This window comes from Sphaerospermopsis kisseleviana CS-549 (genome assembly GCF_028329225.1).
Lineage (GTDB): Bacteria > Cyanobacteriota > Cyanobacteriia > Cyanobacteriales > Nostocaceae > Sphaerospermopsis > Sphaerospermopsis kisseleviana.
In genome coordinates this window covers 1-23,827 of sequence record NZ_JAQMTI010000028.1, presented here as the reverse complement: position 1 = coordinate 23,827, position 23,827 = coordinate 1, and the positions used below count along the sequence as shown (strand labels likewise).

Below are 23,827 nucleotides of genomic sequence, written 5' to 3'. Positions count from 1 at the left end.
ATTTTGTTTATTTTGGTAACATTCTAAAAAAGGATAGTCACGGTGGGAATACGCTACAATTGGCAAAAAGATGAGATTTTGGCTATTTATAATACACCATTTCTAGAGCTTGTTTATCAAGCTGCTACTGTACATCGGCAATTTCATAATCCTAAACAAATACAGGTTTGTAAGTTGATATCTATTAAAACTGGTGGTTGCCCGGAAGATTGTGGTTATTGCGCTCAGTCTTCACGCTATAAAACCGAGGTAAAACCGGAAGCACTTTTAGAAAAGGATACGGTGTTAAATATTGCTAAAAAAGCAAAGGAAACCGGTGTAAGTCGGGTGTGTATGGGTGCTGCTTGGCGGGAAGTGCGGGATAATTCCCAGTTTGAGCAAGTCCTGGATATGGTAAAAGATGTCACCTCGATGGGTTTAGAGGTTTGCTGTACTTTGGGGATGTTAACTGCAAACCAAGCTCAAAATTTGGAAGATGCGGGATTATATGCTTATAATCACAATTTAGATACGTCTGAGGAATATTATAGCACTGTGATTACTACTCGGACCTATGGCGATCGCCTAAACACCATTGAAAACGTCCGCACGACTAATGTAACCGTGTGTTCTGGTGGTATTCTCGGTTTAGGTGAAAGCATTGAGGATAGGGTAGGAATGTTATACACCCTTTCTAATTTACAACCCCATCCCGAATCAGTACCTATTAATATTCTCTCACAGGTTGAGGGTACACCGTTGGCAAATCAGCCGGCAGTTCCGATTTGGGAAGTGGTGCGGATGATTGCCACTGCTAGAATTATTATGCCCACTTCTGATGTGCGTTTAAGTGCGGGGAGGGCGAAACTTTCCCAAGTTGAACAAGCTTTATGTTTTATGGCGGGTGCTAATTCGATTTTTTCCAGTGATGATAATAAGATGTTGACGGTGACTACTCCCTGTCCTGATTATGATGCAGATCGGCAAATGTTGAATTTATTGGGTTTAGAAATGCGGCCACCGTTTGAGAAGCAGGGGAAAACACCTGCTGGTCAGGTGACAGAGTAGAAAACCTGTTAGGGTTTGAGTTTGTTTATCAAGGGCGGGAAAACCCGCCTCTAGAAAGGGTTTTAGGGTGAATAATTAGGAATTAGATGATCTTGGCGGAACGTAGACCAAATAATAAACCAACTGCGATACCCATAAACACGACTAAAAATGCAATGTATTCAACGATAGCCATTTGTATTACTCCAGAAATTAGTTCACTAAATATATTGAATCATTAATAATTCGTAATTCGTAATTCATAATTCATAATTATCAACTACTACCCATTCACCAGTCACCATTCACCAGTACCCAAACTGCGATAAAATACGCGAAATTGTGATGATATCAGGGTTGTTAAATGAGTTCTGTAATTAAAGTTGATATACCAGAAAATTCTTATGAAATCACTGTTGCACCAGGGAGTTTAGATCAACTGGGTGAACAGATGACGGGTTTAAAACTGGGTAAAAAGGTACTGTTGGTTTCTAACCCGATGATATTTAAACATTATGGGGAAAGGGCGATCGCCTCTTTAAAAAATGCTGGTTTTGATGTGGTTCACTACAACCTCCCCCCTGGAGAACGCTACAAAACTTTAAACTCCATCCAAAAAATCTATGATGTGGCCTTAGAACATCGGTTAGAACGTTCCTCAACGATGGTCGCTTTAGGTGGTGGTGTGGTTGGTGATATGACTGGGTTTGCTGCTGCTACTTGGTTAAGAGGAATTAATGTTGTCCAAGTTCCTACCAGCTTATTAGCAATGGTAGATTCATCTGTAGGTGGTAAAACCGGCGTTAACCATCCTCAAGGTAAAAACTTGATCGGTGCATTTCACCAACCCAGTTTAGTATTAATAGATCCTGAAGTCCTGAAAACCTTACCAGCAGCCGAATTTAGGGCGGGAATGGCGGAAGTGATCAAGTACGGCGTAATTTGGGACGCTGAATTGTTTACTCAATTGGAAGCGAGTAAGCACCTTGACCAACTCCGCTATGTAAAATCCGACCTGATAAATTACATATTAACTCATTCTTGTCAAGCGAAGGCAGATGTTGTCAGTCAAGATGAAAAAGAATCTGGACTGCGGGCAATTTTGAATTATGGTCATACTATCGGCCATGCGGTGGAAAGTTTAACCAATTATCGCTTGTTGAAACATGGTGAAGCTGTGGGTATTGGCATGATAGCAGCAGGGGAAATTGCTGTAAAATTGGGACTTTGGCAAAAAGCCGACACAGAACGTCAAAATGCACTGATTAAAAAAGCAGGTTTACCGACAAAATTACCAGCAGGTTTAGATATTGCAGCGATTATTGATGCTTTGCAATTAGATAAAAAAGTCAAATCTGGGAAAGTGCGGTTTGTGTTACCTACCCAAATAGGTGCAGTTAAAGTGACAGACGAAGTACCAACGGATACTATCAGGCAGGTATTAGAGGAAATGGCAGGTTAAAGCATTTCCACATCAGTTTAGCGGGCAAGATGCAACCTCCTCTAAGATACAAGGTTGGGTTGAGGAACGAAACCCAACATCTTCAACAATTTGTTGTTTTTATACAATAGGTTGTTTAAGTAGAAAATTTCGTTAACCGAATAGTATTGGACGATGTTCTTGATCTATTCGCCTTGACCAGCAGCCAGATAGATCGTGTTTTAGGGCTTCAGGTTGTCCTGTGCTTTCAAATGGATTACGTTGTACTTCACGAATTAGTTTAATGATTTTTAATGCTTTTTTACGATCAGTTTCGATCCACCAAGCTAAGTCCTCAAAAGCATCCATATCAAATTCCAAGTTTTTCACAGGCTGCTTCCAAAGAAATTCCTTCTTGACGTTTTCTAGCTGCAAGTAATCTTGCTTTCATGGCTGAACTGCTTAATAGATAAGCGGTTTCTCTCTCAGCCATTATTTCTTGCCAAAGGGCAATGGGTACAACTACGGAAACTGTTTGCCCTTCTGAATCACAAATATATTGTAATGCGTTATTCATAGCTGCGAATATAACTTACTGGGTTGTTAACAATTATAATTGCAAAAGTTTTGATGAGCTATTGGTGTTAGCGGTAGCTTACCGTAGGTATCGCTCTCTCACATCCAAAAAAAGCGAACTGCTTGCAGCAGCGCTTCGCTATCGCACTTCCACATTCCAAAAGCGATTCCTGCGGAGCGCAACGCTTACGCACTAAACAAGCATAAAATTATTGAACGCTTAATTTAGATTTTTTGGTTTTGTATTCTTGCTGTAATTCTAGATAATACTTAATTAATTTATGCGGATTATGCTGATTATTTTCAGAAATTTGATGACGAATTTCTCGAATTTTTTGCAGTACAGAATCATCAATAGTAATCATTAGTTATCTTCCATTAATTCTAAAGGTGTCACGAGTGCAGGGACATACAAACCTAGCATAACATTTACTCGTCTAATATGTCCAAACTTGTTAGCGTTAGCTAAGTGGCGACAATTCCATGTTAACAGGAAATCACATTTATGATAGGATGCTATGGCAAGATGGAGAGCATCGCCTAAAGGATCATTAGGCATAACCTGATTTTGAATATAGGTTTGGACAATTTCAGCAATTTCTGGCTCTATATCTATCAACTGGATATCATTTAGAAGTTGAATGACTTCTTCTTTATTAGGAAAATTGCCTTTGTTCAGTTCATCTAAAACTGCAATACTTGTAACCAGTTCATATTTTTGTCTGACGTTATTCCACCAAAAACGAGTCCATTCTTTACGCGCTATCATATCCGGTTCAGTCCGAATTTCATGGTAAAAGCTGGGAATACTTGTTTCAATGTAAATTTTTGATTTCATTATTATGTTGAGTTGACGTTAGAAAATTCTGAGTTTAACACAGAAATAGCTGTAGGTATGCTATCGCTATCGCTCTCTCACCTCCCCCCCCACAAGCGATCGCACCTCTCCACATCCCCAAACAGCGAACTGCTTGCAGCAGCGCAACGCTTACGCCCTCTCACATCCCAAAAAAAGCGATCGCTTAGAGAAAAGGATTAATAATTTGTAATCCTTCCACTGTAAAACCGTGTTGCATATCCTCTGAATAGAGTTGATTCACATTAACTGATAGTGCGCTGGCGATAATTAAACTATCCCAAAATGAGAATAAATATTTTGTTCTTAATGTGGATGCTGTTAACAATATATTCAAATCAAGTTCAATGATATGATGAATTTGATAAAAACTTTGAATAAGATTTTGAATTTGATTTTCAGAAAAATTTCCTTTTTTGATTAAGTTTACACAAACTTCATTGATTACCTGGGTACTTAAATAAAGTCCTGTTTGTGTGGCTAGATGGTTAGCAATTTGATGTTTTCGGATATCTTGACTCTGATTAAGTGCATATATCCAGATATTTGAATCTAAAAATGTCATTTTTTTATTCGTTTTCGTAAATTTCTTCTCGTTTCATTGGAGTTAATTTTTCTATATTTAACGGATGTTCTAATAAATATTGGAGGTAATTTCCAGACTGTTCAGAAGTGTCTTGTTGAAGAGTGACTTTAACTATATTGGGTTGTTTTAACTGTTGTTGGTACTGTTCGGGAATTTTGATCATCCCATTTTCAATAGTGGTTTGAAATTCTACTGTAATCATATCTATTTTCCTAGTCTTTATTTGCTTGTTAGTTCTATTATACCTCAGTTTATTTCCTTTACCATTCCTGAAAGCATCAGAGGATGTTTTAAAAGTCGCTGATGGTGTATCAACTATTTCTAGATCCCCCTAAATTCCCCTTGAAAAGGGGGACTTTGACTCTAGTTCCCCCCTTTTTAAGGGGGGTTAGGGGGGATCATGAAGTGCCTAAAATCACGATCCAAAACTTTTCAAACACCCTCTCACATCCCAAAAGCGATCGCACTCCTCCACATTCTCAAAAAGCGATTGCATCCCACATCCCAAAAAGCGATCGCACTCCTCCACATTCTCAAAAAGCGATCGCACTTCTCACTTCCCCAAAAGCGATTCCTACGGAGCGCTTCGCTATCGCACTCCCACATCCCCAAACAGCGATCGCCCTCTCACATTCCCAAACAAGCGATATCTTTGGTATAATTAGAACATTAGTTTAATTGCAATATTAAGAACATACTATGACTGTACAACGGTGGAATGATGAAATGCTTGATGATTTGGCTTCCAGTGTGACTGAGTTGCGAGAAAGTGTGACTGAGTTGCGAGAAAGTGTGACTGAAGTTAGGGAAAGTATAACTGAAGTTAAAGATAGCATAGATGGGTTGAGAGTAACAGCTCAAGCATTGCTACAAGTAGCTGCTCAAAATCAGCGCGAAATGGAATTGATCAAACAAAGACAAGCTGAAAGCGATCAGCGATTTAATATTTTATTGGAGGAAGTCCGTTATTTAACTCGTGGAAATAGAGATGATTAGTTCTCGATTCTCCACATCCCCAAAAAGCGATCGCCCCCCCACATCCCAAAAGCGATCGCCCCCCCACACCCCAAAAAGCGATCACCCCTTCACATCCCCAAACAGCGATCGCACTCCCACATCCCAAAAGCGATCGTACTTCCTCCACATCCCAAACAGCGATCGCACTCCTCACATCCACAAAAGCGATCGCCCCTCTACATCCCAAAAAGCGATCGCCCTCCCACATCTCAAAAAGCGATCGCATATTTACCAAATCGTTTTTACATGGGGATAATTTAAAATTTTGGCATCACAGGTAACAAGGGGAATTTCATAACGTCTAGCAATAGCAACTAAAATTCTGTCTGCTGGATCTTTGTGAAAATTGTCTGGTAACTGTGTACTGGCAATTGCATCTATGGGTGATAAAGGTTCTATGATTATACCTGAATGAGTTTGCGCTAACTGATACCATTCATCAATGGGTAAAGGCAAAACTAATTTACCGACACTAGATTTAACTGCTACTTCCCAAACAGAAATAGCGGAAACTAATAAGCCATTTTGAGATTCTTCACTTTCAATAGCTGCTTGTGCTGCTTGTGATAATTGACTAGGATCGTGAAGTAACCATAGCCAAATATGGGTATCTAGTAAAATCATTCTGCTAATGCTTCCCAAAGTTCCGGCAAAGGTTCATCAAAATCATTAGCAATGGTAATAGGTTTTCCTCTCAGTGGGTAATTTTTTGTAGTTTTTGTTTCTTGGGAAGCAAGATCAATGTTTCCTGCTTTAAATTCTAAGAACTCGATAAATTTAATTACTTCATTGCGCTGTTCAAGAGGTAATTGTTTAATTTTAGTGATCGCCATTTCTAAAGTGATCATTTATTTGTTTTTCCTGTAACTTTAAGTTACTTCTATTTTAGCAAATGATTTTTAGGTCGTGCTTCGCGATCGCCCCTCACATTCCCAAAACAGCGATCGCCCTCCCACATCCCAAAAAGCGATCGCACTCCCACACCCCAAAAAGCGATCGCCCTTCCACATCCCAAAAAGCGATCGCACCCCCATATCCCAAAAGCGATCGCTCTCCCACACCCCAAAAGCGATCGCCCTCCCATATCCCCAAAAGTGATCGCCTTCCACATCCCAAAACAGCGATCGCCTTCGGTAAAGTTTTCAAATGCCCTCTAAGACTAACGTATGTTATAGCCTACACAACAAACATTAATTACAAATCATCTTCTACCAATTCAGCTATCTTCATGATTGATTTTAAAGTCCCAAGTTTTAAATCTTGATTGTACAGGAATAGAAATAATTTTACTTTCATCAGGTTTTTCATAAATATGGTGACTGCCTGTAATTTTTTTGAGAATCCAACCTTTGTTCTCAACAATTTTACATAATTTTTTCCCAGAAATTGATTTCATACTGCAATTTCAATCACTTGTGAGATTGGATCTGGTTTTTGAATTTCATTTGCTACTTCTAGCCAACCTTGTATAGCATCTTGAAGATTATTAATTAATTCTTCCATTGTATCCCCTTCTGTTATACAACCAGGAAGTGCAGGTACTTCAGCCCAGTAACCCCCTTCTTGGGCAGGATAAATAATAGCTTTAATTTTCATTGATTTTACATTTGGACTTGTTTACCTGAACCAATTTTAACAGATTAATTCCAAAAATTTCTCCATTGAGAGCGAGCTGACAAGTCAGCACTGGGACGAACGCACTCCCACACCCCAAAAAGCGATCGCCCCTTACATCCCTAAAAAGTGATCGCCCTCTCACATCCCTAAAAGCGATCGCACCTCCCAACATCCCAAACAATATTCCTAATTACTACCAATTTCTATATAAAGGTTATATTGTTTAAGTTGTTTATTAAAGTCCTCTATTCCTTCAATGAAATAAAGAGGTGGCTTCTCTATAGATTCTATTTGAAAAAATACAGTATTAGGATTGTATTCTGGGTATGTTTCTTCTAACTGCTTACTTTGTACAAAATAAACATACATATTAATTTTATTATTTAGCAAATCTAGAATATCATCATATTCATTCCAATGCTTTGATACGATAATGACTAGACCTATTTTTTGTTCTTCATAATTATAAATTACTGCATCTATTATTTCTGGATTCTCTACAGACATATTTAATACCTTATTTGATTATCATCCTGATTATATATATTTTTTTGCTAAAGATATGAGCCTTCAACAAAAAAATAAAAGCTATTTTACAACAAACAAAAGAAGCACATTTTTTTTCAGTTTCTGAAATTTTTACTAAGTAAGGATTTTAAAATGTGCCTCTTAGGAGTTACTGAACTCTGGGTCTTACAACATAAGTGGGTATAGGTCCTGTAGGTGTACCATTAGCAAATCCAGCATCATTAGCGCGTTTTCCTGAGAATGTAGTACCTTGTCCCCTAGCTATTTCTTGATCCTTAGCAACTTGACGTGCATCTCTAGTTGCTCCTCCTGTTTTAACTTCAAGATTTCTTAACTCTCCAGTTTCTTTATTGCGAATCACAATATCAACATTTCGATGACTTGCATTTTCTGGGGTATTTATACGAATTTGCTCTCCCACAACCTCCCATTTTGGGTGATTATTTAGTTTATCTCGTATAAACTGTTCACCTAAATCACCTTGTTTTTTGTTGACAGTGATTTGGGGAACTTCTCTAGCTGCATCACCCAGACGATCAGATGCTCTAGCAGCTTCAGCCGCACGCTCAGTAGCTCTGGCTGCTTCAAGCGCACGCTCGGCTGCCTTAGCTGCTCTAACACCAGCACCCCCTCCAGTTGCAAAGGGTATGAACGCTCCAGCAACATCAGCCCCTAAAGCAAGTAAGTTTTCTCCAAGATTGTCGCAGTTACCGAAGATATTGTCTTTAACAATCTTATAGATGTCATAGCCAATAAATATGGTGTCTGCTGCAGTATCTATGATTAAACCTGATGGATCATTAGCATTAGTCGGGCTATTACCAACATACCGATAAAGGTTAGCATCCCCAGCACTAAACCCAATCGGATCTTCACCAATAAATCTACCTACATTTTGATCATAATATCTAGCGCGATAGTAGTATTGCCCCGTCTCACCATCAAACTCGCGTCCAGTATAAGCAAAGATTGTTGTAAACACTGGATTAGTCTGACTGGTAATCTTGCCAAAACTGTCATAAGTAATGTGATTCTGAACAGTTCCAGTTCCATCAACTAAATCCCTGACCGTACCTTGATTATCAGTCAGCGTCCACAATACCTGACCTTGACCATTCTCATCCGCTAAAATCTGGTCAACGCCCGTACCATAGAAATAACGGTGAGTTTGTGTACCATTACCATCAAAGGTGAGAGCAATATTCTGTCCATCATAGACATACCTTTCCACTGTTGGAGTAGCCGCACCAGAACCATCAGCATCAATACTCTTGGCAAGGCGACGGTTATTAACATCGTAGGTGTACTCTACAGTCTTAATCTCATTACCAGCCGCATCTTTGAAACTTACCTTTGTCAGACGATTTCGGTAATCCCAGACATACTCTGTCACCTGACCAGTAGCAATTTCTGTCCGCTTAGTGCGATTACCTTCACCATCACTATAGCTGGTCTTTTGGTTGAGTGTATCAATATTTTCAATCAACCGATTCAACTTATCATAGGTATTTTGATTCACATTACCTACAGCATCAGTAGTTGATATCAAATTCCCATCAGCATCATAGCTATAGGTAGTAATCGGAGAAGTTAAAGGACCATTGCCATCGGGGTCAGCTTCAATAATTTTCACTAACCGATTCAGTGCATCATATTCAAAGGTAGTGCGATTACTATTTTCATCAATAATTGCCGTTTGATTACCTGCTAAATCATATTCAAATTGGCGTTTTGCTTCGTCTGCTGTTCCCTTAGCGTAGATGATGGAAATTAAACGACCATTCGCATCATAATCACTATCAGTAATCCGTCCTAGAGGGTCGGTAATCAGGTCAACTAAGCCATTATTTGTCTAGGTAAATTGGGTAATAATATCATCATTGCCACCAACTTCACCCACTACCTGAGTTAGAGATAAAAGATTACCGTTATTGGGATCAATTTGATAAAGAGTTTGATGACCAAGTTCATCAGTCATGCTGGTCAGCTTGTTAAACTTCGGATTCTGCTCTTCCTGCAAAATCATAGAATGTCTGTTCTTTATTTCCTCGCTTATCAACCTCAGAAATCATCAGATGATTAGGGTCATATTCCCAAGTACGACTTGTCCCATCGGGATCTGTAATTTTGATTAAATTACCATTAGTATCGTAGGTTAATTTAGTGCTACGACCAGCCGGATCTTTTATTTCTATAATTCTATTATTGCTGTAGGTAAAAGTAGTTTCTAAACCTACCGGATCAACCATTTTCATTAACCGGCGATTTTCATAGACATACTGAGTTTCATTACCAACGCGATCGCGCATTTTCGTTAACAGATTTTCCCCATTGAAGGTATAAACTGTCTGATCCTTCAATGTCCTGCGGAAAGTACCATCATTTAAACGTTCTAAGGTGGAAAAATCGCCTACTGGTGATTTATAGCTATTATCTGCTTTCTTTTCAAACAATAACTCACTACCATTACCATCAATAATAATTACCGACTGATCAGCATTAACAACTATTTCCTGTAAACCAGCTAATCCCCAACCACTACCAAAAGCACTATTTACAGTATTAATATGTAGGAATTTACCCTTACTGGTAGAAGTAGAACCATTCAACTGATTATTATTTAATCGCATTAATCCAGTGGTTAAATCATAATCATAACGACCTGAATCTAAAGTTCTCAAATCTGCCTGTAGTGCAGCATCAATCTTCCCACCACCATTAGGAATTGACCAGAAATTTTCCCCGCCATTTAAGCCAAATTCACCTCCAACAAAACCGGGTACTTCTAACTTAAAATCACCCCGTTTAATTGTTAATTCAGCCATCAATCTCAAATTAGAATCATTCGGGACATTGTTATAACCAAAATGCAAAATTGGTCTAGCATCTGCTCGTTCTGAATCATAACGTAAACTGATACCTCGACTAATTCCTAAAGATTGATAAGGTACTAAATAATGGGTTTCTATCACCGCCCCTGAGTGTAATTCTACTTCTGAAATTAAGTATTGTAACGATTGTTTTCAAATTACAACAAATTATACATGGTAGGGGCAATTCATGAATTGCCCCTACGGAAATATAGCGCCACCTCACATAGAATGGGTATGATGACGTGACTTATACTGATAACATACACCGCATAGGGCAGCTAAAAATACCCAAAATAATGTACTTAACCGTAAATCAAATGTTGTGACATCGACTGTATTAAATATTATCCAACCGATAAAGGCTAATAAATAACTAAAAAAGATGATTCTGTTTTCTGGTTCTAAAGATTCTGATTTCCATAGAATTTGACTAGCAGTAATTAAAATCCAAATTAGTAACCCACAAAATAACAAAGTGGTAATTAAACCGGTTTCTGCTGATAACATTAAAAATAGGTTGTGGGGATGACCTGGATCAATTTGCATTTTGGTTTTATAAAGTCCGCTAAAACTGCGTAAACCCCAACCTGTAAAGGGATGTTGTTGTGTTAAATTCCAAGCAAATTCCCATTGAGTTTTTCGCATTAATGCTACTGGCCGATCAGGGTACATTTGATCATTTAACCGAGCCCAAATAAAATAAGGAACGAAACGTCGGAAAAATTGCGCGATCGCTCCTGGTGCAAAAGCTGCTAACAATATGCTAGTGGCAATACTCAAAAAACCAGCGACAACTAACCGCCAACCTTGATATAAAGCATAAGCTAAACAGGTAATAATCGCTATTCCCCAAGCATTTCTAGAGTTGGTTAAAATCAAAGCTATAAAATTCGCAATTACTGCTATTGTTAAGAAAATAATGGGACGGTAATTAGTTGTGATTTTCTGTGGGATTTTTTGTTGGAGTTTTTGATAATTGTCTAGCCATAAACCCAAACCCAAAATAAAAATTGTCACCAAATAAGCGGCTAAAGTATTGGCGTGCATGAACACAGAAGCCATACGTCCGGGTGGATCTCCTCCAGGGGAAATTGTCAAATCTATTAACACCCAAAGAAATTGTATTTTAAAACTCCAACCTAAAAATAATTGTCCAAAACCGATAATTACCACAGGTAAAGAACCTATGATCATAATCCAAGCTATTCGCCATAATTGAGCAGGTGTTTGAATTAGGGAAGTTAATCCGGCAAATACAAAAAAATAAGGTAATAAGTTGAATAAACCCAGGAAAGCCTCTAATTTATGAGAGGCAAACCCGGTAGTTATCAACAACAATAAACTTAAAATTGCAAATCCTTTGTGCAGGGGTTTTTGGCTAATGGTGCGGTATTTTTTCGCCCAAGTTATTAATGATGCCAAACAAATAGTTACAGCCCCCAAAAATGGATTGACAGGGAAAACAAGCAACCCAAATTGAAGACTGTTCCACGCAGGTTGCAAACTAAAATCAGGATGATAAAAAGCCTTGTTCAAGCTAACTCCCAACATTCTGCACGGGTGAGACGAATTTGCGCGAGGGTGAAAATAGTAGGAATAATGCGACCATAGTTAGTAGCGATCGCTCTCCAACCTAAATCAGCAAAAAACCAAGCCCACATCATTGGTCCGACAACAGCAAATACTGTGCGAACTGCACTATAACGGGCTGCACTTACAGTCATTCCCCTTCGCGCCATTTGTGCTGTGACATAGCTTTGAAACTGTTTGCTGGCTACTTGTGTACCTGTAATTGCGGCTTCTTTGGCTACTTGATAGGTAGCTAAATGAATGGCAAATTGACGGGCAATTTGTTGAAGTACATAAGGCTGAATCACGGAAGTTACAGCTAAAGCACTACCACCTTTGAAAATTAATCCTAAAGGATCTTTTTGTAATGACAGAGGTAATGGTTTTTGCTCCTCTGATGATAATAACTGACGTTGTATTTTAGTGGCAATTTTTTGTTGTTCTTGTTTTGGCAATTTTTTCCACACCTTTCCTAAAAGATGCAAAAATACCTCTGCTTCTAAATCAACAGTTGCTAAATCCTCATAATAAGGAATTTTCAAATATTTACATACTTGAATTAATGCTTGTCGGTAAGTTACTTGATCAGTGCGCCCCCGTAATACCGTGATCCCATCAGCCGCTAAAAAGCGAAAGCGGTTTTCTATTGCATCTAACCAAGCTTGACGATCTTGGCTTTGCACTACGATGGGTTCGGGTGTGTGAACATAATCTAGGGGATTAAATTTGCGACTAAACAGAATAGCTGTTAAGTCTTGTAGTTCTTCTTCAGTGGCTAACTCTAGTACCGCCCTTAGTTCATCCAATTTCCCATCCTCCCTTCCATGCTGCTAGTCTGTACCCTATTCTACTATTAGCTTTTAATAGTTATTGTCAAGGTTGAATTGTGAAATATGTCAAATTCTCATATTACTGATATTGTTGTCATTGGTGCGGGTATATCTGGTTTAGTTTGCGCCCAGCGGTTACGTCAAGCTGGTTATGGGGTTTTAGTGGTGGAAAAATCTCGTGGTGTGGGGGGAAGAGTTGCTACACGGCGTTTGCAGGAAACTTGGGCGGATCATGGTGCTTGTTATCTCAAGCCAAAGGGTGAATTATTCACGAATTTTGTGGAATTATTGCAAAAACGGCAAATTCTGAAAATCTGGACAGATATAGTTTATGAATTTTCCATCACTGAAGGTATATCTCAACCAGCAAACTGTAGTCCGCGTTATGTTGCACCAGAGGGAATGAGCAGTATTGCTAAATTTCTCACTCCTGGTTTAGAAATTTTATTTAATCAGCGTGTGATCAAGATTAATCTTACCACAGAAAATGCTTGGTATCTTACTTTAGACAATAATGAACAATTAAACGCCAAGGCTTTAATAGTTGCTATTCCTGCACCCCAAGCTGGAGATTTATTAGCGCCTTTGGGTAAAAGTTTATTGGGTGCTGATTTTTTCGATAGTTTGCATTCTGTTGAGTTTTACCCTTGTATTAGTGTCATGGCGGGATTTTCCCCCAACTCTCAACCCTTACCCCATTGGAAAGCTTTAACCTTTAATGATCATACTGATTTAGCATGGATTGGATTCGATAGTAGCAAGCGTCACCAATCACAACCACCGCATTTTGTGTTACAAAGTAGCGCCAAGTTCGCTCAACAACATCTAGAAACCCAAGATTTACAACCTGTTGGTAATGATATGTTGCAAAAAGCAGCAGAAAATTTAGCACTTCCCTGGTTAGAAAATCCTCAATGGATGCAAGTACATCGTTGGCGTTATGCTTTTCCTCGTACTCCTTTAGATATACCTTGTTTATCTGCCAATACTCCTTTACCTTTAGTTTGTTGTGGTGATTGGTGTGGCGGAAATTTGGTAGAAGGAGCAATGGTTTCGGGATTAGCTGCTGCTGCTGAAATTGATCAGCAACTGCAACATCTATTGATGGAAGATGTGGACTTTTTAAGATTTTTTTAATATGTAAATTACACTTTAATTCTTCCCTCAGAATATAATTCTGGGGAAAGACAAAATAAGCCCACAGACGGGGGCATAATTAGGAGCAGCTTCATATAGAAATAATATCAGAGGTAATGTAAATCTTATTGTGAGTTTAACTTTACTTTCAGGTTAAGCATAATTAACAAAATTTTTTGTAAATAAAGGTAAATAAAATTGATCCCTAATAGTTTATGCTGCGTTTTGTGTAGTTTTTCACCAAAATAGCGTAAATATGAAATAATTATATTTGTATAGCTCTAACATCGGTAATTAAGCAGTAGCTAGATTCCTATTTGAAAATAACATCTTTAAATAGGTATAAATTACAACTAAATATCATCAACTTTGAATCATCTGATATCTTGCCAAGATTAAATCTTGAATTGGGGGTGTCGGGTATGGTGTGGGAAAGGGTGATCACTGCTTATCATTACCAAATTGCTATTGAGATAAATGTTTTGTTGCACCAATCATTTATTTGCATGGAAAAGGAGATAAGAACAAATGAAAACCGTAGTTAAGTTAACACAGCAATCTGTTATTAGTGAAATTGAAAGTGTTTTGCATACATACCCCTACCAACCTTATCAACAGGTTTTTGCAGTTCCTGATTTACGTCAAGAGCTAATTTCTTTTGTAATTGATCGTCTTCCTGGTGTTGATAGTCGAGTTTCTGAGAGTCAAATAGAGTTTGCTGAAAATCCCAAAGAGAGTTTTTTCAATCACAAGTTATCCCGTAATCCTTTAGAACAAAAATTACATCTACAAAACTTGATTCACCAAGGGATTTTTTCAATCATGCAAGCAAAAGCAGAGTTTATTAGTCAACACCTTTGTGAAACAATTCAACCAGGTTTTCAACCTTCTAACTGGTTTGGTTGATTTCTGTTAATTCCTAGACAACTTTCGACTATCATCAGATCCCTGACTTTTTCCAGAAGTCTGGGATCTCACTCAATAGGGTTTACTGAAAAAGTCTTTTTTTATGGCGTTGGAATCACTACTATTTAAGATAAAACGATCAAGCCAAATATTGGAATCAATAAAGTATGTTGTCATATTACCACCGTTCATTTGCTTCTTCTCTAGTCAGTGGTTGAAAATTAGCAATTTTGATCGGGTTTGCAGTTAAGTTATTAATTATTCCTGTTGCTGGAAATTGTTTCTTTTTGGGTATAGGTTGTAAAATTACAATTTCAACTATTTCCGCGCTGTTTATTTGTTGTTGATATTCCAGGGGAATTTCGATTTTCCCGTGATTTACTTTTGCTTGGAAGTGTATGTTTGTGGTCATAATTGGTGGTTATTGATATCTATTGGTTAACTAATTATAGCATATTGTCAGAATCAGGATGTCCAGGATTTAAGGATTTACAGGATTGAATTGAGAGATTTTGAAAAATATGATGTATAATGTGTTGTTGTATGATATAGTTGCCTTTTTTGTAATCTGTATGGAAACAATAACTATAAACTCTCACGTTGGACAAGATGGAATATTACATTTAGATATTCCTGTAAATATTAGTAATGCTGATTTAACAGTTACTATTATTGTTACAGGACTTACGCAAAACAGAACGAAAGTAGGGGTAATTCATGAATTACCCCTACGTCAGAATCAGGTTTTTAGTCCAATCTTACGTAAGTCCTATGTTAAACATAATGATAATTTTCAACAGGAAAATAAACCTAAAGGAAAAGGTTGGCCTGCTAATTTTTTTGAGGAAACTTCAGGTTGTTTAAAATATACTCCTCTAATTATTGATTCTGAAGGCGTTTTTGACGATTTAGAGGATTTTAAATGATCATGAAATATTTGTTGGATATGATTATTTAACAGAGATTAACTGATCACATCTTCTTCTACAAGTTCTGAATCAAAAATTAACCACTTCTGAAAAAGTTCTTTAATCCATTTACTTACATCAGGATATTTATCATCAATCGCTTTTAATCTATTTTTCATATTCCTTTGATAATAACTTTGATATTCTAAATTTCTCACAGCAATAAAATTTAATGTATAGGTTAACATTCTTAATCTAGCTATAGCTAATTTTAAATTACGTCGTGAATAATTATCAAATTTTTGTGAATTTTCTTTGTATTCAGTAAAGGGAGAATATTGATTATCTCTAATGATTTTCCGAAATTCTACAATATCTAAATCTAACTCATAAAAAGCATCTATACGAATTTCATAATTAATCCTATTCCTTATTTCTGATTCGTTCCCAAGTTCAAAAGATTGGATTCCAATATTCCAGTATCTATCAATTCCTTTGCGATTTCTGAAATGACTAAAGTTTTCAAAAAACCGTTTAAACTGTCTCTGATGTTCATCCGATGAGTTAGCAATACCTATGATATGAAGATTCTTTTTTCGATAGTCTTTTTCTACACAATCTATAGAACGTGATACCCAAGTGGTAAAGTTTAACTGGGTTCTGTTTAAACCTTGTATCAAGAAAAAATTCGCATAATAGGATGTTACAAAACCCCAACTAAAATAACCTTGTTTTATCAAATTATCAGCAGCACAAATATTTAAGACTGCTTTAGAAAGGAGTTTTTCTATATCTGTCAGTATGTAATTATTTACATCGGAAATAATAAATCCTTTTTCATAATCTTCTTTGGATTTATACAAGTTTACCAAATGATTTTTAAAAGACGTTTTAGCATCGCTATTACAATTGCTAAAAGCAATAGCAATTTCCTCAAATGTTAATGACACCCTTTTAAATCTCCAAATTAATCTTTTAGTTAATCTCCGATCATCACTACAAAATCTTCTCTCACTGCTTTTTTTAATTTGCTTTCTAGCATTTCAGCAACTTTTTCTTGCGCTTTAAAACCACCACCACTTGGTAAATTATCTTTATCAAATTTAAAGTCTTGAATTAGTTCCAGAACTTTAATGGTATTTTCAGTGTTAAACATCTTGTGTTTTTGCATAACCACATTAAAAATCTCATAAAATGCTTGCATGAGTCCACCAAATCCAACGGTTTTTAAAATATATGATTTAGGATTATCCCATTGTTCTAAGAATACTGCTTTAACAGCACGGAAATATATTTCAAAAATTTTATATTGCTGTTCAAAACCATAATTAGCTAGTTTTCCTGTTTTTGGTTCTACATAATCTTTAATTTGGTTGACAAATTCATTTAAAGATATTCCAAAACCACTTTCTCCCGTTGTTCTAATTAATTCATACAAAGGACTTTCATCTGTTTCATTTAATCTAATAGCAATTTCTCTTGCTCGTCTTTCTGCTGTTACTCCTTCTCCATCAAAATCTTCAATATCTCCATCTAATAAATCCATTAAATCTAAATATAGAGATGCTGGAACACCTTTTTGAGTTTTGTTAATTGTGACAAATAATCTTGCTTGATCTTTAACAGATAATCCCAAAGTTGCAATTACCATTAATGGAAAATCAGGGTTTGCATCATAGCAACCATTAACTCTATGCTGTCCATCTATAATTAAACCGAGAGAGTCTGTATCTTCTAAAATGAGTAAATTATTATTTTCCTGATAATTAAATTTGCCTTCGTCAATATTAACTAAAATAGAGTTAGGTATGATACCTTTCTCATTAATATAGTTTTTGATCTCTTTGATTCTAGTTTTAGAAAATGACCTTTGATACCCCAGTTTTTTATCATCAATTCTTCTGGAAACATCAAAGCGTTCATAAATTGTTTTCGCATTAGTTAGAAAAACAAGCATAGGTATCTCGTTTTGAATAATTTTAAATGCAGGAATTTCAATTGTCATAAATAATCAAGTTCTAAATTTAATCGTGAATACTTACCCAAGTATAACATATATTATGAGTATTTTATCTATTAAAGACCTTCTACCCAATATCATAATCTGTAAATTAATAAATTGTTATTTCTAACCAATTCCGTCCATTCGTAACTCCTGTAACAATTCCTTTACAATAAAATAAAGAAAACAAGACATAGCAGGAGAAAAGCTAAATCATGTTAGCAGAATATCAACAACATACCCAAGAACGCGCCCAATTAAGTATTCCACCCTTACCATTAGACGCAAAACAAACATCAGAATTATGTGAATTACTCAAAAATCCCCCCCAAGGACAAGAAGAGTTATTATTACATTTATTACGCGATCGCATACCCCCCGGAGTAGATCAAGCAGCTTACGTTAAAGCAGGTTTTCTCACAGCTATTGCAAAAGGAGAAATTACCAGTCCCCTAGTTTCTCCCCTAGAAGCAGTAGAATTACTAGGTACAATGGTAGGCGGTTATAACGTACAATCATTAATTGATTTACTCAGGTCCTCTGTAGCAGAAAGCGCCGCCACAGCATTAAGTAAAATTTTATTGGTTTATGATGCGTTTCATGATGTATTAGAACTAGCAAAAACCAACAAATACGCCAAAAAAGTGATAGACTCTTGGGCAGCAGCAGAATGGTTTACTTCTCGTCCCACACTCCCCGAAGCTATCACCGTTACAGTTTTCAAAGTTCCTGGAGAAACTAACACCGACGACTTATCACCCGCAACCCACGCTACCACCCGTCCTGATATTCCCCTTCACGCTTTAGCAATGTTAGAAACCCGTCAACCGGGAAGTTTAGAAACCATTGCAGACTTGAAGAAAAAAGGACATCCTGTTGCTTACGTCGGTGATGTGGTTGGTACCGGTTCATCTCGTAAGTCTGCAATCAATTCTGTATTATGGCATTTAGGCAATGATATTCCCTTCGTTCCCAATAAACGAGCCGGAGGTTATATTTTAGGTGGGGCGATCGCACCTATCTTTTTTAACACAGCCGAAGATGCAGGTGCATTACCCATACAATGCGATGTTACCAAAATGGAAACCGGTGACGTAATCACAATTTACCCCTACAAAGGACAAATTACCAAAGCAGGAGAAGTGATTGCCACCTTCACCCTCAAACCTGACACCATTTTAGACGAAGTTCGCGCTGGTGGACGCATTCCCCTATTAATTGGACGTACCCTCACCGACAAAACCCGTCAAGCTTTGGGTTTAGAACCCAGCAAATTATTTATTCGTCCCCAACAACCAGCAGACACCGGAAAAGGCTTCTCATTGGCGCAAAAAATGGTCGGGAAGGCTTGTGGTTTACCCGGTGTACGTCCGGGGACATCTTGCGAACCAATTATGACTACAGTCGGTTCTCAGGACACTACAGGACCGATGACAAGAGACGAGTTAAAAGAACTTGCTTGTTTAGGTTTCAGTGCAGACTTAGTAATGCAGAGTTTCTGCCATACCGCAGCATATCCCAAACCAGTGGATATTAAAACCCATCAAGAATTACCAGACTTCATCTCCTCTCGTGGTGGTGTAGCTTTGCGTCCTGGGGATGGTATCATTCACTCCTGGTTAAACCGGATGTTATTACCCGACACCGTGGGAACAGGTGGAGACTCCCACACCCGCTTCCCCTTGGGTTTATCCTTCCCTGCGGGTTCTGGTTTAGTGGCCTTTGCGGGTGCATTGGGTGTAATGCCTTTAGATATGCCAGAATCAGTTTTAGTGAGATTTAAAGGAGAATTGCAACCAGGAATAACTTTGAGAGATATTGTTAACGCTATTCCTTATGTTGCCATCCAAAAAGGATTATTAACCGTCGAGAAAAAGAACAAGAAAAATGTTTTTTCTGGACGGATCATGGAAATTGAAGGTTTACCCAATTTAAAAGTAGAACAAGCATTTGAATTAACAGATGCTTCCGCAGAACGTTCTTGTGCTGGATGTACAATTAAATTGAGTGAAGAAACCATTGCCGAATATTTGCGGTCAAATATTGCCCTGTTAAAAAATATGGTAGCACGGGGTTATTCTGATGCGCGAACCATCATGAGAAGAGTAGCAAAAATGGAAGCATGGTTAGCCAACCCTGTGTTATTATCAGCCGATGGAGATGCGGAATATGCAGAAATAATTGAAATTGATTTGAATGAAATCAAAGAACCAATTGTTGCTGCTCCCAACGACCCGGATAATGTTAAGTTATTATCGGAAGTTGCTAATGATCCTGTACAAGAAGTTTTTGTTGGTTCTTGTATGACAAATATCGGTCATTATCGGGCAACTGCCAAGGTTTTAGAAGGTGCAGGTGAGGTAAAAGCAAGGTTATGGATCGCACCACCTACAAGAATGGATGAACACCAATTAAAGGTAGAAGGTGTGTATGATGTTTTCGTAGGTGCAAAAGCGAGAACTGAGATTCCTGGATGCAGTTTGTGTATGGGAAATCAGGCGAGAGTGGAAGATAATACTACTGTGTTTTCTACCTCTACTCGTAACTTCAATAATCGCATGGGAAATGGCGCACAAGTGTATTTAGGATCGGCAGAATTAGCGGCAGTTTGTGCGTTGTTGGGGCGTATTCCTAATGTGCAGGAATATTTGGATATTGTGGGTGAGAAAATCCATCCTTTTGCGGATAATTTGTATCGTTATTTGAATTTTGATCAAATTGTTGGTTTTGAGGATGAGGGTAGGGTAATTAGTAAGGAGGAACAGGCGGCTTTGGTGTAATTTAGGTTAGGGTGGGTCTTGATGGACTCACCTGAATGTTATAATAGTTTATTATCAGGGTAAACAATGCCAGCAAAAGATATTTACCATGAATCAGTGAAAAATGCTTTAATTAAAGATGGTTGGACAATTACTTTTGATCCATATCCGATTAAATATGAAGAAGTTAAATTACTTGCTGATTTAGCTGCTGAAAAAACAATTTCCGCAACCAGAGAAGGAGAAAAAATAGTTATTGAAATTAAAAGTTTTTTGAGTCGTTCTCCCATGCGAGAATTTGAAACAGCGTTAGGACAATATCTGATTTATCAAACCTTTCTTTCTCTGACTCATCCTGAGTATAAAGTTTATTTAGCAATTGGTGAAAAGATTTATGAAAAATTTTTTGAACAAGTTGCAATTGAATTAATTTTACAAAAATATCAAGTTTCACTGTTGGTTGTTGATATTAATAAAGAGGAGATTATCAAATGGACAAACTAACTTGCTACCAAAATATAATCAAAGAAATCCTGACTGAATATGAGAGAATTTCCGCACAAGTACCTGATCCTGATATAGATGAGGTGTTAATGTTTGATGATCAAAGAAGTCAATATCTTTGGTTTAATATTGGTTGGAAAAATCGTAAAAGAGTGAAAGCAATTTCGGTTTATGTGAGAATTAAAAATGAGAAGATTTATATTGAGGAAGATTGGACTGAGGAAGGAATTGCAACGGAGTTATTAAGGGAAGGTGTACCCAAAGAGGATATTGTTTTGGCTTTTCATGATCCTGAAACTCGGAAGTTTACAGAGTTTGCTATTGCTTAATACTTTCTCTTGATCCTAAATTTAATCTATAGGAAAACAAAAATGAACTTTTACACAGTTGTTCTCAGACAAAGTTCTGGTTATTGGGTAGGTTTGTGTTTAGAAAATGGTATTGTTGGACAGGGAGATACTCAAGAAGATGCAGTTAATAAATTAAAGGAAGCAATTGAATCTTTGGAAAATGTTTATAAATCAGAAGATAATGTTTATAAATCTCCTATTTCTATAAATGAATTACATGAATTTTTGTTATTTGAGGAAAAGGAAAAACAATCAGAAATCTATGAATTGAGGAAGGGACTCACCTGAAATATATAGTAAAATACTGTGGAACAGGCATCTTGCCTGTTATCTACTTAGGTTCTTGCGTAGATTTTATGGTAATCGAAGATTGATAACAACAAAACCCTTACGGGGTAAAGGTCATAAACGATTATGCCCCAATATTTTCAATGAAATGCCGACACAATAAGGCTTTCAATGATTTTGAACTGGGTTCTCCATAAAAAGTACCGAAGAACCTCTACTTACAAGAATTAAACTTAATCATTTCACAGGTCTGATTTTCACATTTTCACAGGCTGGAAGCCTGTGCCACTTAACTTAATTAACTATAATTATGTGACTTTAGATATACTGTAAATATCATGAACAACATCATCTGAAAACTATGGAAATAGAAAAATCTAAACTTTTACCTGTGGAAAATAATCCAGAACTAGACATCAAAAAAAGATGTTTACCCCATTGGGAATTAGCGGGATCTGTTTATTTTGTCACTTTTAAAACTTGGGATAAGTTAGAATTAAATAATGAAGCAAGGCAAACAGTTTTAAACTGTTGTTTATTTTTTGATGCTAGTCAAAATCAAAATCAAAATCAAATTAGATATCGTACTTTTGCTTTAGCAATTATGCCAGATCATGTTCATTGGTTAATGCAGCCTTTATCTAAATCAGAAAATGAATATTGGTCTTTAAGCATTATTGTACATAGCATTAAAAGTTATAGTTCTAAGCAAATTCCCAAAGTTATGAAGCATATTGGCATTGTGTGGCAAGATGAAAGATATGATCGGATAATGAGAAATCATCAAGAGTTTGTGAATACTTGGAATTATATTCGGGAAAATCCGGTTAAAGCTAATTTAGTAGAAACTCCTGAAGATTATCGTTTTTTATGGGAGGAATTTTAGTTAAAATAATTTAATTTTGAATTGTGGAACAGGCATCCTGCCTGTTATCCACTAAAAAGAATTAAAAATACTTTATAGGCTTGATTTTTAAATTTTCACAGGGTTGATTTTTGGATTTTCACAGGGTTGATTTTAGCAGGTTCACAGGTTTGATTTTAGCAGGTTCACAGGCTAGAAGCCTGTGCCACTATCTAAATTTATGAAGCCTCAAAAACTAACATTTTTTTGTCAAAATATTCTTTAAGTTTTACATAGTCTTCTGCTATGCTAAAAAAATCTTCCTTTTGTTCAACTTGTTTAGATTCTTTAAAAATAACTTCTTTTATAACCTCCCATATTGTTTCATTAACAAAGTAATGTTGTGATTTAGGGTGTAATAAAATTTCTGATTCACGTGTGAGTAATTTACTTACTTCGGGTATAGAGGCATTTATCATAACAGATTCAGTCTCTATATCTTCAGTAAATTTACTGTCTAGTGTTTCATCAATATTTTCGGTTTCTTCTTTCTCCAAAGTTTTCTTTAACTCTTGTAAAATATCATCATGTTTTCTATCTTTGGTAAACTCTTCAGTAAAAGATTTAAGTTTTGCAAAATGAAGAGATTGAGACATAAATATTAATTCCTATGCTTGTTTAATATATTCAACTAATTCAGGTAAACTATTGACTTTTTCCAGGGATTTTACAAGTCTATCAACTGAATCACAATCATAATATTGTATATCTATCTTGGGAAATTCTGTTTTCAGTTGTTCTAAAAGACTTTTGTTATTTTCATCTAACCGATTCACAGGAAATATATAACGAAAGCCGGTAGGTTGTCTTCTTTTTAAGACCTTCTTTAAGTCATTAATCCATTTTCTGAGACTACCTTGATTAATAGGACTATTTAAATTATCAGGAGAAGATTTACACTCGTAGATAAAATTTCCATCTTCAAAATATTTCGGCTTTTCTGCAAACATTGATGTTACCTGTTAAGTTGTTGGAATATAGTTTGTTTTGCATTGTCTAAAATATCAGACAACAAATTGAATAAATATTATTGGTTCTACCGTACTTGTTATGCTAAATTACCAGTCTGAAAGAGGGAACTCTTAACAGGGAACTCTTAACAGGGTAAAGAGGCAATTTTTGTAAAAATATCCAATATTTGTAACTTATGTCTTATGTATATTAAGCCTTC

At 36.7% G+C, this 23,827-nt stretch carries 36 protein-coding genes and 1 pseudogene; 13 read left to right on the top strand and 24 right to left on the bottom strand.

The genetic code is table 11. From position 1 onward, the window contains the following. Positions 1 to 42 precede the first annotated feature (42 nt). Entirely contained in the window at positions 43 to 1,047 is a 1,005-nt protein-coding gene (gene bioB / locus PN497_RS02375; RefSeq protein ID WP_272109507.1) for a biotin synthase BioB, read from the top strand. Between the two features lie 82 nt (positions 1,048 to 1,129). On the opposite strand, the gene petL is transcribed toward bioB, so the two are convergent. Beyond that, the gene (gene petL / locus PN497_RS02370) at positions 1,130 to 1,222 is read right to left on the bottom strand and encodes a cytochrome b6-f complex subunit PetL (protein ID WP_096571713.1); all 93 of its coding nucleotides are present in this window, start codon (positions 1,220 to 1,222) and stop codon (positions 1,130 to 1,132) included. A 168-nt stretch (positions 1,223 to 1,390) separates the two neighbouring features. Between petL and aroB the strand changes: the two genes are divergently transcribed. Next, complete coding sequence (gene aroB / locus PN497_RS02365) at positions 1,391 to 2,488, top strand: 3-dehydroquinate synthase (RefSeq protein WP_096571714.1); 1,098 nt, start codon at positions 1,391 to 1,393, stop codon at positions 2,486 to 2,488. 132 nt (positions 2,489 to 2,620) lie between these two features. Here the strand turns inward: aroB and PN497_RS02360 are convergent, their stop codons facing one another. From PN497_RS02360 to PN497_RS02345, 4 genes are all read right to left on the bottom strand, one after another. Then, complete coding sequence (locus PN497_RS02360) at positions 2,621 to 2,836, bottom strand: Txe/YoeB family addiction module toxin (RefSeq protein WP_096571715.1); 216 nt, start codon at positions 2,834 to 2,836, stop codon at positions 2,621 to 2,623. Further along, the gene (locus PN497_RS02355) at positions 2,817 to 3,023 is read right to left on the bottom strand and encodes a prevent-host-death protein (protein ID WP_096571716.1); all 207 of its coding nucleotides are present in this window, start codon (positions 3,021 to 3,023) and stop codon (positions 2,817 to 2,819) included. The genes PN497_RS02360 and PN497_RS02355 overlap by 20 nt, the downstream gene beginning before the upstream one ends. 208 nt (positions 3,024 to 3,231) lie before the next feature. Then, positions 3,232 to 3,387, bottom strand: coding sequence for a hypothetical protein (locus PN497_RS02350; protein ID WP_190647202.1), 156 nt, complete (start codon positions 3,385 to 3,387; stop codon positions 3,232 to 3,234). After that, positions 3,387 to 3,860 (bottom strand): type II toxin-antitoxin system VapC family toxin, encoded by a 474-nt coding sequence (locus tag PN497_RS02345; RefSeq protein WP_096571717.1) that lies wholly within the window; start codon positions 3,858 to 3,860, stop codon positions 3,387 to 3,389. The genes PN497_RS02350 and PN497_RS02345 overlap by 1 nt, the downstream gene beginning before the upstream one ends. 12 nt (positions 3,861 to 3,872) lie before the next feature. Between PN497_RS02345 and PN497_RS02340 the strand changes: the two genes are divergently transcribed. Next, the gene (locus tag PN497_RS02340; RefSeq protein WP_272109504.1) at positions 3,873 to 4,061 is read left to right on the top strand and encodes a hypothetical protein; all 189 of its coding nucleotides are present in this window, start codon (positions 3,873 to 3,875) and stop codon (positions 4,059 to 4,061) included. Here PN497_RS02340 and PN497_RS02335 read toward each other — a convergent pair. Together PN497_RS02335 and PN497_RS02330 are read right to left on the bottom strand one after the other, a co-directional pair. Next, on the bottom strand, positions 4,045 to 4,443 hold the full coding sequence (locus tag PN497_RS02335; RefSeq protein ID WP_096571718.1) for a PIN domain-containing protein: 399 nt from the start codon (positions 4,441 to 4,443) through the stop codon (positions 4,045 to 4,047). The genes PN497_RS02340 and PN497_RS02335 overlap by 17 nt on opposite strands. Positions 4,444 to 4,447: 4 nt before the next feature. Continuing rightward, complete coding sequence (locus PN497_RS02330) at positions 4,448 to 4,666, bottom strand: hypothetical protein (protein WP_096571719.1); 219 nt, start codon at positions 4,664 to 4,666, stop codon at positions 4,448 to 4,450. Between the two features lie 203 nt (positions 4,667 to 4,869). Between PN497_RS02330 and PN497_RS02325 the strand changes: the two genes are divergently transcribed. Together PN497_RS02325 and PN497_RS02320 are read left to right on the top strand one after the other, a co-directional pair. Beyond that, positions 4,870 to 5,142, top strand: a complete 273-nt coding sequence (locus PN497_RS02325; RefSeq protein ID WP_272109501.1) for a hypothetical protein — start codon at positions 4,870 to 4,872, stop codon at positions 5,140 to 5,142. 21 nt (positions 5,143 to 5,163) lie between these two features. Then, positions 5,164 to 5,460: a hypothetical protein gene (locus PN497_RS02320; protein ID WP_096571721.1), complete on the top strand. Its 297-nt coding sequence runs from the start codon at positions 5,164 to 5,166 to the stop codon at positions 5,458 to 5,460. Here the strand turns inward: PN497_RS02320 and PN497_RS02315 are convergent. The 12 genes and pseudogenes from PN497_RS02315 to PN497_RS02260 all read right to left on the bottom strand — a co-directional run bounded on the left by PN497_RS02315 (position 5,405) and on the right by PN497_RS02260 (position 12,874). Further along, positions 5,405 to 5,707, bottom strand: a complete 303-nt coding sequence (locus PN497_RS02315; RefSeq protein WP_272109500.1) for a hypothetical protein — start codon at positions 5,705 to 5,707, stop codon at positions 5,405 to 5,407. The two genes, PN497_RS02320 and PN497_RS02315, sit on opposite strands and share 56 nt — an antisense overlap. 2 nt (positions 5,708 to 5,709) lie before the next feature. After that, positions 5,710 to 6,105 carry a type II toxin-antitoxin system VapC family toxin gene (locus tag PN497_RS02310; RefSeq protein ID WP_096571722.1) on the bottom strand — a complete coding sequence of 132 codons (396 nt, stop codon included), beginning with the start codon at positions 6,103 to 6,105 and terminating at the stop codon, positions 5,710 to 5,712. Next, positions 6,102 to 6,329, bottom strand: coding sequence for a DUF2281 domain-containing protein (locus PN497_RS02305; RefSeq protein ID WP_096571723.1), 228 nt, complete (start codon positions 6,327 to 6,329; stop codon positions 6,102 to 6,104). The genes PN497_RS02310 and PN497_RS02305 overlap by 4 nt, the downstream gene beginning before the upstream one ends. Positions 6,330 to 6,405: 76 nt before the next feature. Continuing rightward, positions 6,406 to 6,627: a hypothetical protein gene (locus tag PN497_RS02300; protein WP_272109498.1), complete on the bottom strand. Its 222-nt coding sequence runs from the start codon at positions 6,625 to 6,627 to the stop codon at positions 6,406 to 6,408. Between the two features lie 48 nt (positions 6,628 to 6,675). Then, positions 6,676 to 6,877 (bottom strand): annotated as a pseudogene (locus PN497_RS02295) (type II toxin-antitoxin system HicA family toxin). Then, on the bottom strand, positions 6,874 to 7,077 hold the full coding sequence (locus tag PN497_RS02290) for a type II toxin-antitoxin system HicB family antitoxin (protein ID WP_028091145.1): 204 nt from the start codon (positions 7,075 to 7,077) through the stop codon (positions 6,874 to 6,876). The pseudogene PN497_RS02295 and the gene PN497_RS02290 overlap by 4 nt, the downstream one beginning before the upstream one ends. 207 nt (positions 7,078 to 7,284) lie before the next feature. Beyond that, positions 7,285 to 7,605: a DUF6572 domain-containing protein gene (locus PN497_RS02285; protein WP_096571726.1), complete on the bottom strand. Its 321-nt coding sequence runs from the start codon at positions 7,603 to 7,605 to the stop codon at positions 7,285 to 7,287. A gap of 169 nt (positions 7,606 to 7,774) precedes the next feature. After that, entirely contained in the window at positions 7,775 to 9,259 is a 1,485-nt protein-coding gene (locus PN497_RS02280; RefSeq protein WP_409349313.1) for an RHS repeat-associated core domain-containing protein, read from the bottom strand. Positions 9,260 to 9,478: 219 nt separating this feature from the next. After that, positions 9,479 to 9,604 carry a hypothetical protein gene (locus PN497_RS02275; RefSeq protein WP_272109497.1) on the bottom strand — a complete coding sequence of 42 codons (126 nt, stop codon included), beginning with the start codon at positions 9,602 to 9,604 and terminating at the stop codon, positions 9,479 to 9,481. A 13-nt stretch (positions 9,605 to 9,617) separates the two neighbouring features. Further along, positions 9,618 to 10,598, bottom strand: coding sequence for an RHS repeat domain-containing protein (locus PN497_RS02270; RefSeq protein WP_272109495.1), 981 nt, complete (start codon positions 10,596 to 10,598; stop codon positions 9,618 to 9,620). Positions 10,599 to 10,718: 120 nt separating this feature from the next. After that, positions 10,719 to 12,050, bottom strand: coding sequence for an O-antigen ligase family protein (locus PN497_RS02265; RefSeq protein WP_096571729.1), 1,332 nt, complete (start codon positions 12,048 to 12,050; stop codon positions 10,719 to 10,721). Continuing rightward, positions 12,032 to 12,874 carry a YaaW family protein gene (locus PN497_RS02260; protein WP_096571730.1) on the bottom strand — a complete coding sequence of 281 codons (843 nt, stop codon included), beginning with the start codon at positions 12,872 to 12,874 and terminating at the stop codon, positions 12,032 to 12,034. Before PN497_RS02260 ends, PN497_RS02265 begins: the two co-directional genes overlap by 19 nt. A gap of 102 nt (positions 12,875 to 12,976) precedes the next feature. Between PN497_RS02260 and PN497_RS02255 the strand changes: the two genes are divergently transcribed. Both PN497_RS02255 and PN497_RS02250 read left to right on the top strand, forming a co-directional pair. Next, entirely contained in the window at positions 12,977 to 14,035 is a 1,059-nt protein-coding gene (locus tag PN497_RS02255; protein WP_096572833.1) for an NAD(P)/FAD-dependent oxidoreductase, read from the top strand. 528 nt (positions 14,036 to 14,563) lie between these two features. Next, positions 14,564 to 14,941 (top strand): hypothetical protein, encoded by a 378-nt coding sequence (locus PN497_RS02250; RefSeq protein WP_096571731.1) that lies wholly within the window; start codon positions 14,564 to 14,566, stop codon positions 14,939 to 14,941. A 178-nt stretch (positions 14,942 to 15,119) separates the two neighbouring features. On the opposite strand, the gene PN497_RS02245 is transcribed toward PN497_RS02250, so the two are convergent. After that, complete coding sequence (locus tag PN497_RS02245; protein WP_096571732.1) at positions 15,120 to 15,353, bottom strand: hypothetical protein; 234 nt, start codon at positions 15,351 to 15,353, stop codon at positions 15,120 to 15,122. A 160-nt stretch (positions 15,354 to 15,513) separates the two neighbouring features. On the opposite strand from PN497_RS02245, the gene PN497_RS02240 reads away from it, so the two are divergent. Next, positions 15,514 to 15,867: a hypothetical protein gene (locus PN497_RS02240; protein WP_096572834.1), complete on the top strand. Its 354-nt coding sequence runs from the start codon at positions 15,514 to 15,516 to the stop codon at positions 15,865 to 15,867. A 38-nt stretch (positions 15,868 to 15,905) separates the two neighbouring features. Here PN497_RS02240 and PN497_RS02235 read toward each other — a convergent pair whose 3' ends face one another. Beyond that, positions 15,906 to 16,799, bottom strand: coding sequence for a hypothetical protein (locus PN497_RS02235; RefSeq protein ID WP_096571733.1), 894 nt, complete (start codon positions 16,797 to 16,799; stop codon positions 15,906 to 15,908). A 29-nt stretch (positions 16,800 to 16,828) separates the two neighbouring features. Beyond that, on the bottom strand, positions 16,829 to 17,854 hold the full coding sequence (locus tag PN497_RS02230; RefSeq protein WP_096571734.1) for a DGQHR domain-containing protein: 1,026 nt from the start codon (positions 17,852 to 17,854) through the stop codon (positions 16,829 to 16,831). A gap of 212 nt (positions 17,855 to 18,066) precedes the next feature. Here PN497_RS02230 and acnB point away from each other — a divergent pair, with 212 nt between their 5' ends. The 5 genes from acnB to PN497_RS02205 all read left to right on the top strand — a co-directional run bounded on the left by acnB (position 18,067) and on the right by PN497_RS02205 (position 22,638). Next, positions 18,067 to 20,631, top strand: a complete 2,565-nt coding sequence (gene acnB, locus PN497_RS02225; RefSeq protein ID WP_096571735.1) for a bifunctional aconitate hydratase 2/2-methylisocitrate dehydratase — start codon at positions 18,067 to 18,069, stop codon at positions 20,629 to 20,631. Between the two features lie 66 nt (positions 20,632 to 20,697). After that, entirely contained in the window at positions 20,698 to 21,114 is a 417-nt protein-coding gene (locus PN497_RS02220; RefSeq protein WP_096571736.1) for a XisH family protein, read from the top strand. Then, positions 21,102 to 21,443 (top strand): XisI protein, encoded by a 342-nt coding sequence (locus tag PN497_RS02215; protein ID WP_096571737.1) that lies wholly within the window; start codon positions 21,102 to 21,104, stop codon positions 21,441 to 21,443. The genes PN497_RS02220 and PN497_RS02215 overlap by 13 nt, the downstream gene beginning before the upstream one ends. A gap of 42 nt (positions 21,444 to 21,485) precedes the next feature. Further along, positions 21,486 to 21,752 carry a type II toxin-antitoxin system HicB family antitoxin gene (locus PN497_RS02210; RefSeq protein WP_096571738.1) on the top strand — a complete coding sequence of 89 codons (267 nt, stop codon included), beginning with the start codon at positions 21,486 to 21,488 and terminating at the stop codon, positions 21,750 to 21,752. Positions 21,753 to 22,113: 361 nt separating this feature from the next. Further along, positions 22,114 to 22,638, top strand: coding sequence for an REP-associated tyrosine transposase (locus tag PN497_RS02205; protein WP_096571739.1), 525 nt, complete (start codon positions 22,114 to 22,116; stop codon positions 22,636 to 22,638). Positions 22,639 to 22,835: 197 nt separating this feature from the next. On the opposite strand, the gene PN497_RS02200 is transcribed toward PN497_RS02205, so the two are convergent. Beyond that, a complete protein-coding gene (locus tag PN497_RS02200) occupies positions 22,836 to 23,252 on the bottom strand; it encodes a hypothetical protein (protein WP_096571740.1) in 417 nt (138 codons plus the stop codon). Positions 23,253 to 23,264: 12 nt separating this feature from the next. Further along, a complete protein-coding gene (locus PN497_RS02195; RefSeq protein ID WP_096571741.1) occupies positions 23,265 to 23,606 on the bottom strand; it encodes a hypothetical protein in 342 nt (113 codons plus the stop codon). Positions 23,607 to 23,827 lie beyond the last annotated feature (221 nt).

Bases quoted from the DNA above. Each gene is read 5' to 3' on its own strand.
- petL (WP_096571713.1), bottom strand. From the start codon at position 1,222: ATGGCTATCGTTGAATACATTGCATTTTTAGTCGTGTTTATGGGTATC.
- aroB (WP_096571714.1), top strand. From the start codon at position 1,391: ATGAGTTCTGTAATTAAAGTTGATATACCAGAAAATTCTTATGAAATC.
- PN497_RS02355 (WP_096571716.1), bottom strand. From the start codon at position 3,023: ATGAATAACGCATTACAATATATTTGTGATTCAGAAGGGCAAACAGTT.
- PN497_RS02350 (WP_190647202.1), bottom strand. From the start codon at position 3,387: ATGATTACTATTGATGATTCTGTACTGCAAAAAATTCGAGAAATTCGT.
- PN497_RS02345 (WP_096571717.1), bottom strand. From the start codon at position 3,860: ATGAAATCAAAAATTTACATTGAAACAAGTATTCCCAGCTTTTACCAT.
- PN497_RS02335 (WP_096571718.1), bottom strand. From the start codon at position 4,443: ATGACATTTTTAGATTCAAATATCTGGATATATGCACTTAATCAGAGT.
- PN497_RS02330 (WP_096571719.1), bottom strand. From the start codon at position 4,666: ATGATTACAGTAGAATTTCAAACCACTATTGAAAATGGGATGATCAAA.
- PN497_RS02320 (WP_096571721.1), top strand. From the start codon at position 5,164: ATGACTGTACAACGGTGGAATGATGAAATGCTTGATGATTTGGCTTCC.
- PN497_RS02315 (WP_272109500.1), bottom strand. From the start codon at position 5,707: ATGCGATCGCTTTTTGAGATGTGGGAGGGCGATCGCTTTTTGGGATGT.
- PN497_RS02310 (WP_096571722.1), bottom strand. From the start codon at position 6,105: ATGATTTTACTAGATACCCATATTTGGCTATGGTTACTTCACGATCCT.
- PN497_RS02305 (WP_096571723.1), bottom strand. From the start codon at position 6,329: ATGATCACTTTAGAAATGGCGATCACTAAAATTAAACAATTACCTCTT.
- PN497_RS02290 (WP_028091145.1), bottom strand. From the start codon at position 7,077: ATGAAAATTAAAGCTATTATTTATCCTGCCCAAGAAGGGGGTTACTGG.
- PN497_RS02285 (WP_096571726.1), bottom strand. From the start codon at position 7,605: ATGTCTGTAGAGAATCCAGAAATAATAGATGCAGTAATTTATAATTAT.
- PN497_RS02275 (WP_272109497.1), bottom strand. From the start codon at position 9,604: ATGACTGATGAACTTGGTCATCAAACTCTTTATCAAATTGATCCCAAT.
- PN497_RS02265 (WP_096571729.1), bottom strand. From the start codon at position 12,050: ATGTTGGGAGTTAGCTTGAACAAGGCTTTTTATCATCCTGATTTTAGT.
- PN497_RS02250 (WP_096571731.1), top strand. From the start codon at position 14,564: ATGAAAACCGTAGTTAAGTTAACACAGCAATCTGTTATTAGTGAAATT.
- PN497_RS02245 (WP_096571732.1), bottom strand. From the start codon at position 15,353: ATGACCACAAACATACACTTCCAAGCAAAAGTAAATCACGGGAAAATC.
- PN497_RS02240 (WP_096572834.1), top strand. From the start codon at position 15,514: ATGGAAACAATAACTATAAACTCTCACGTTGGACAAGATGGAATATTA.
- PN497_RS02230 (WP_096571734.1), bottom strand. From the start codon at position 17,854: ATGACAATTGAAATTCCTGCATTTAAAATTATTCAAAACGAGATACCT.
- acnB (WP_096571735.1), top strand. From the start codon at position 18,067: ATGTTAGCAGAATATCAACAACATACCCAAGAACGCGCCCAATTAAGT.
- PN497_RS02220 (WP_096571736.1), top strand. From the start codon at position 20,698: ATGCCAGCAAAAGATATTTACCATGAATCAGTGAAAAATGCTTTAATT.
- PN497_RS02215 (WP_096571737.1), top strand. From the start codon at position 21,102: ATGGACAAACTAACTTGCTACCAAAATATAATCAAAGAAATCCTGACT.
- PN497_RS02210 (WP_096571738.1), top strand. From the start codon at position 21,486: ATGAACTTTTACACAGTTGTTCTCAGACAAAGTTCTGGTTATTGGGTA.
- PN497_RS02205 (WP_096571739.1), top strand. From the start codon at position 22,114: ATGGAAATAGAAAAATCTAAACTTTTACCTGTGGAAAATAATCCAGAA.
- PN497_RS02200 (WP_096571740.1), bottom strand. From the start codon at position 23,252: ATGTCTCAATCTCTTCATTTTGCAAAACTTAAATCTTTTACTGAAGAG.
- PN497_RS02195 (WP_096571741.1), bottom strand. From the start codon at position 23,606: ATGTTTGCAGAAAAGCCGAAATATTTTGAAGATGGAAATTTTATCTAC.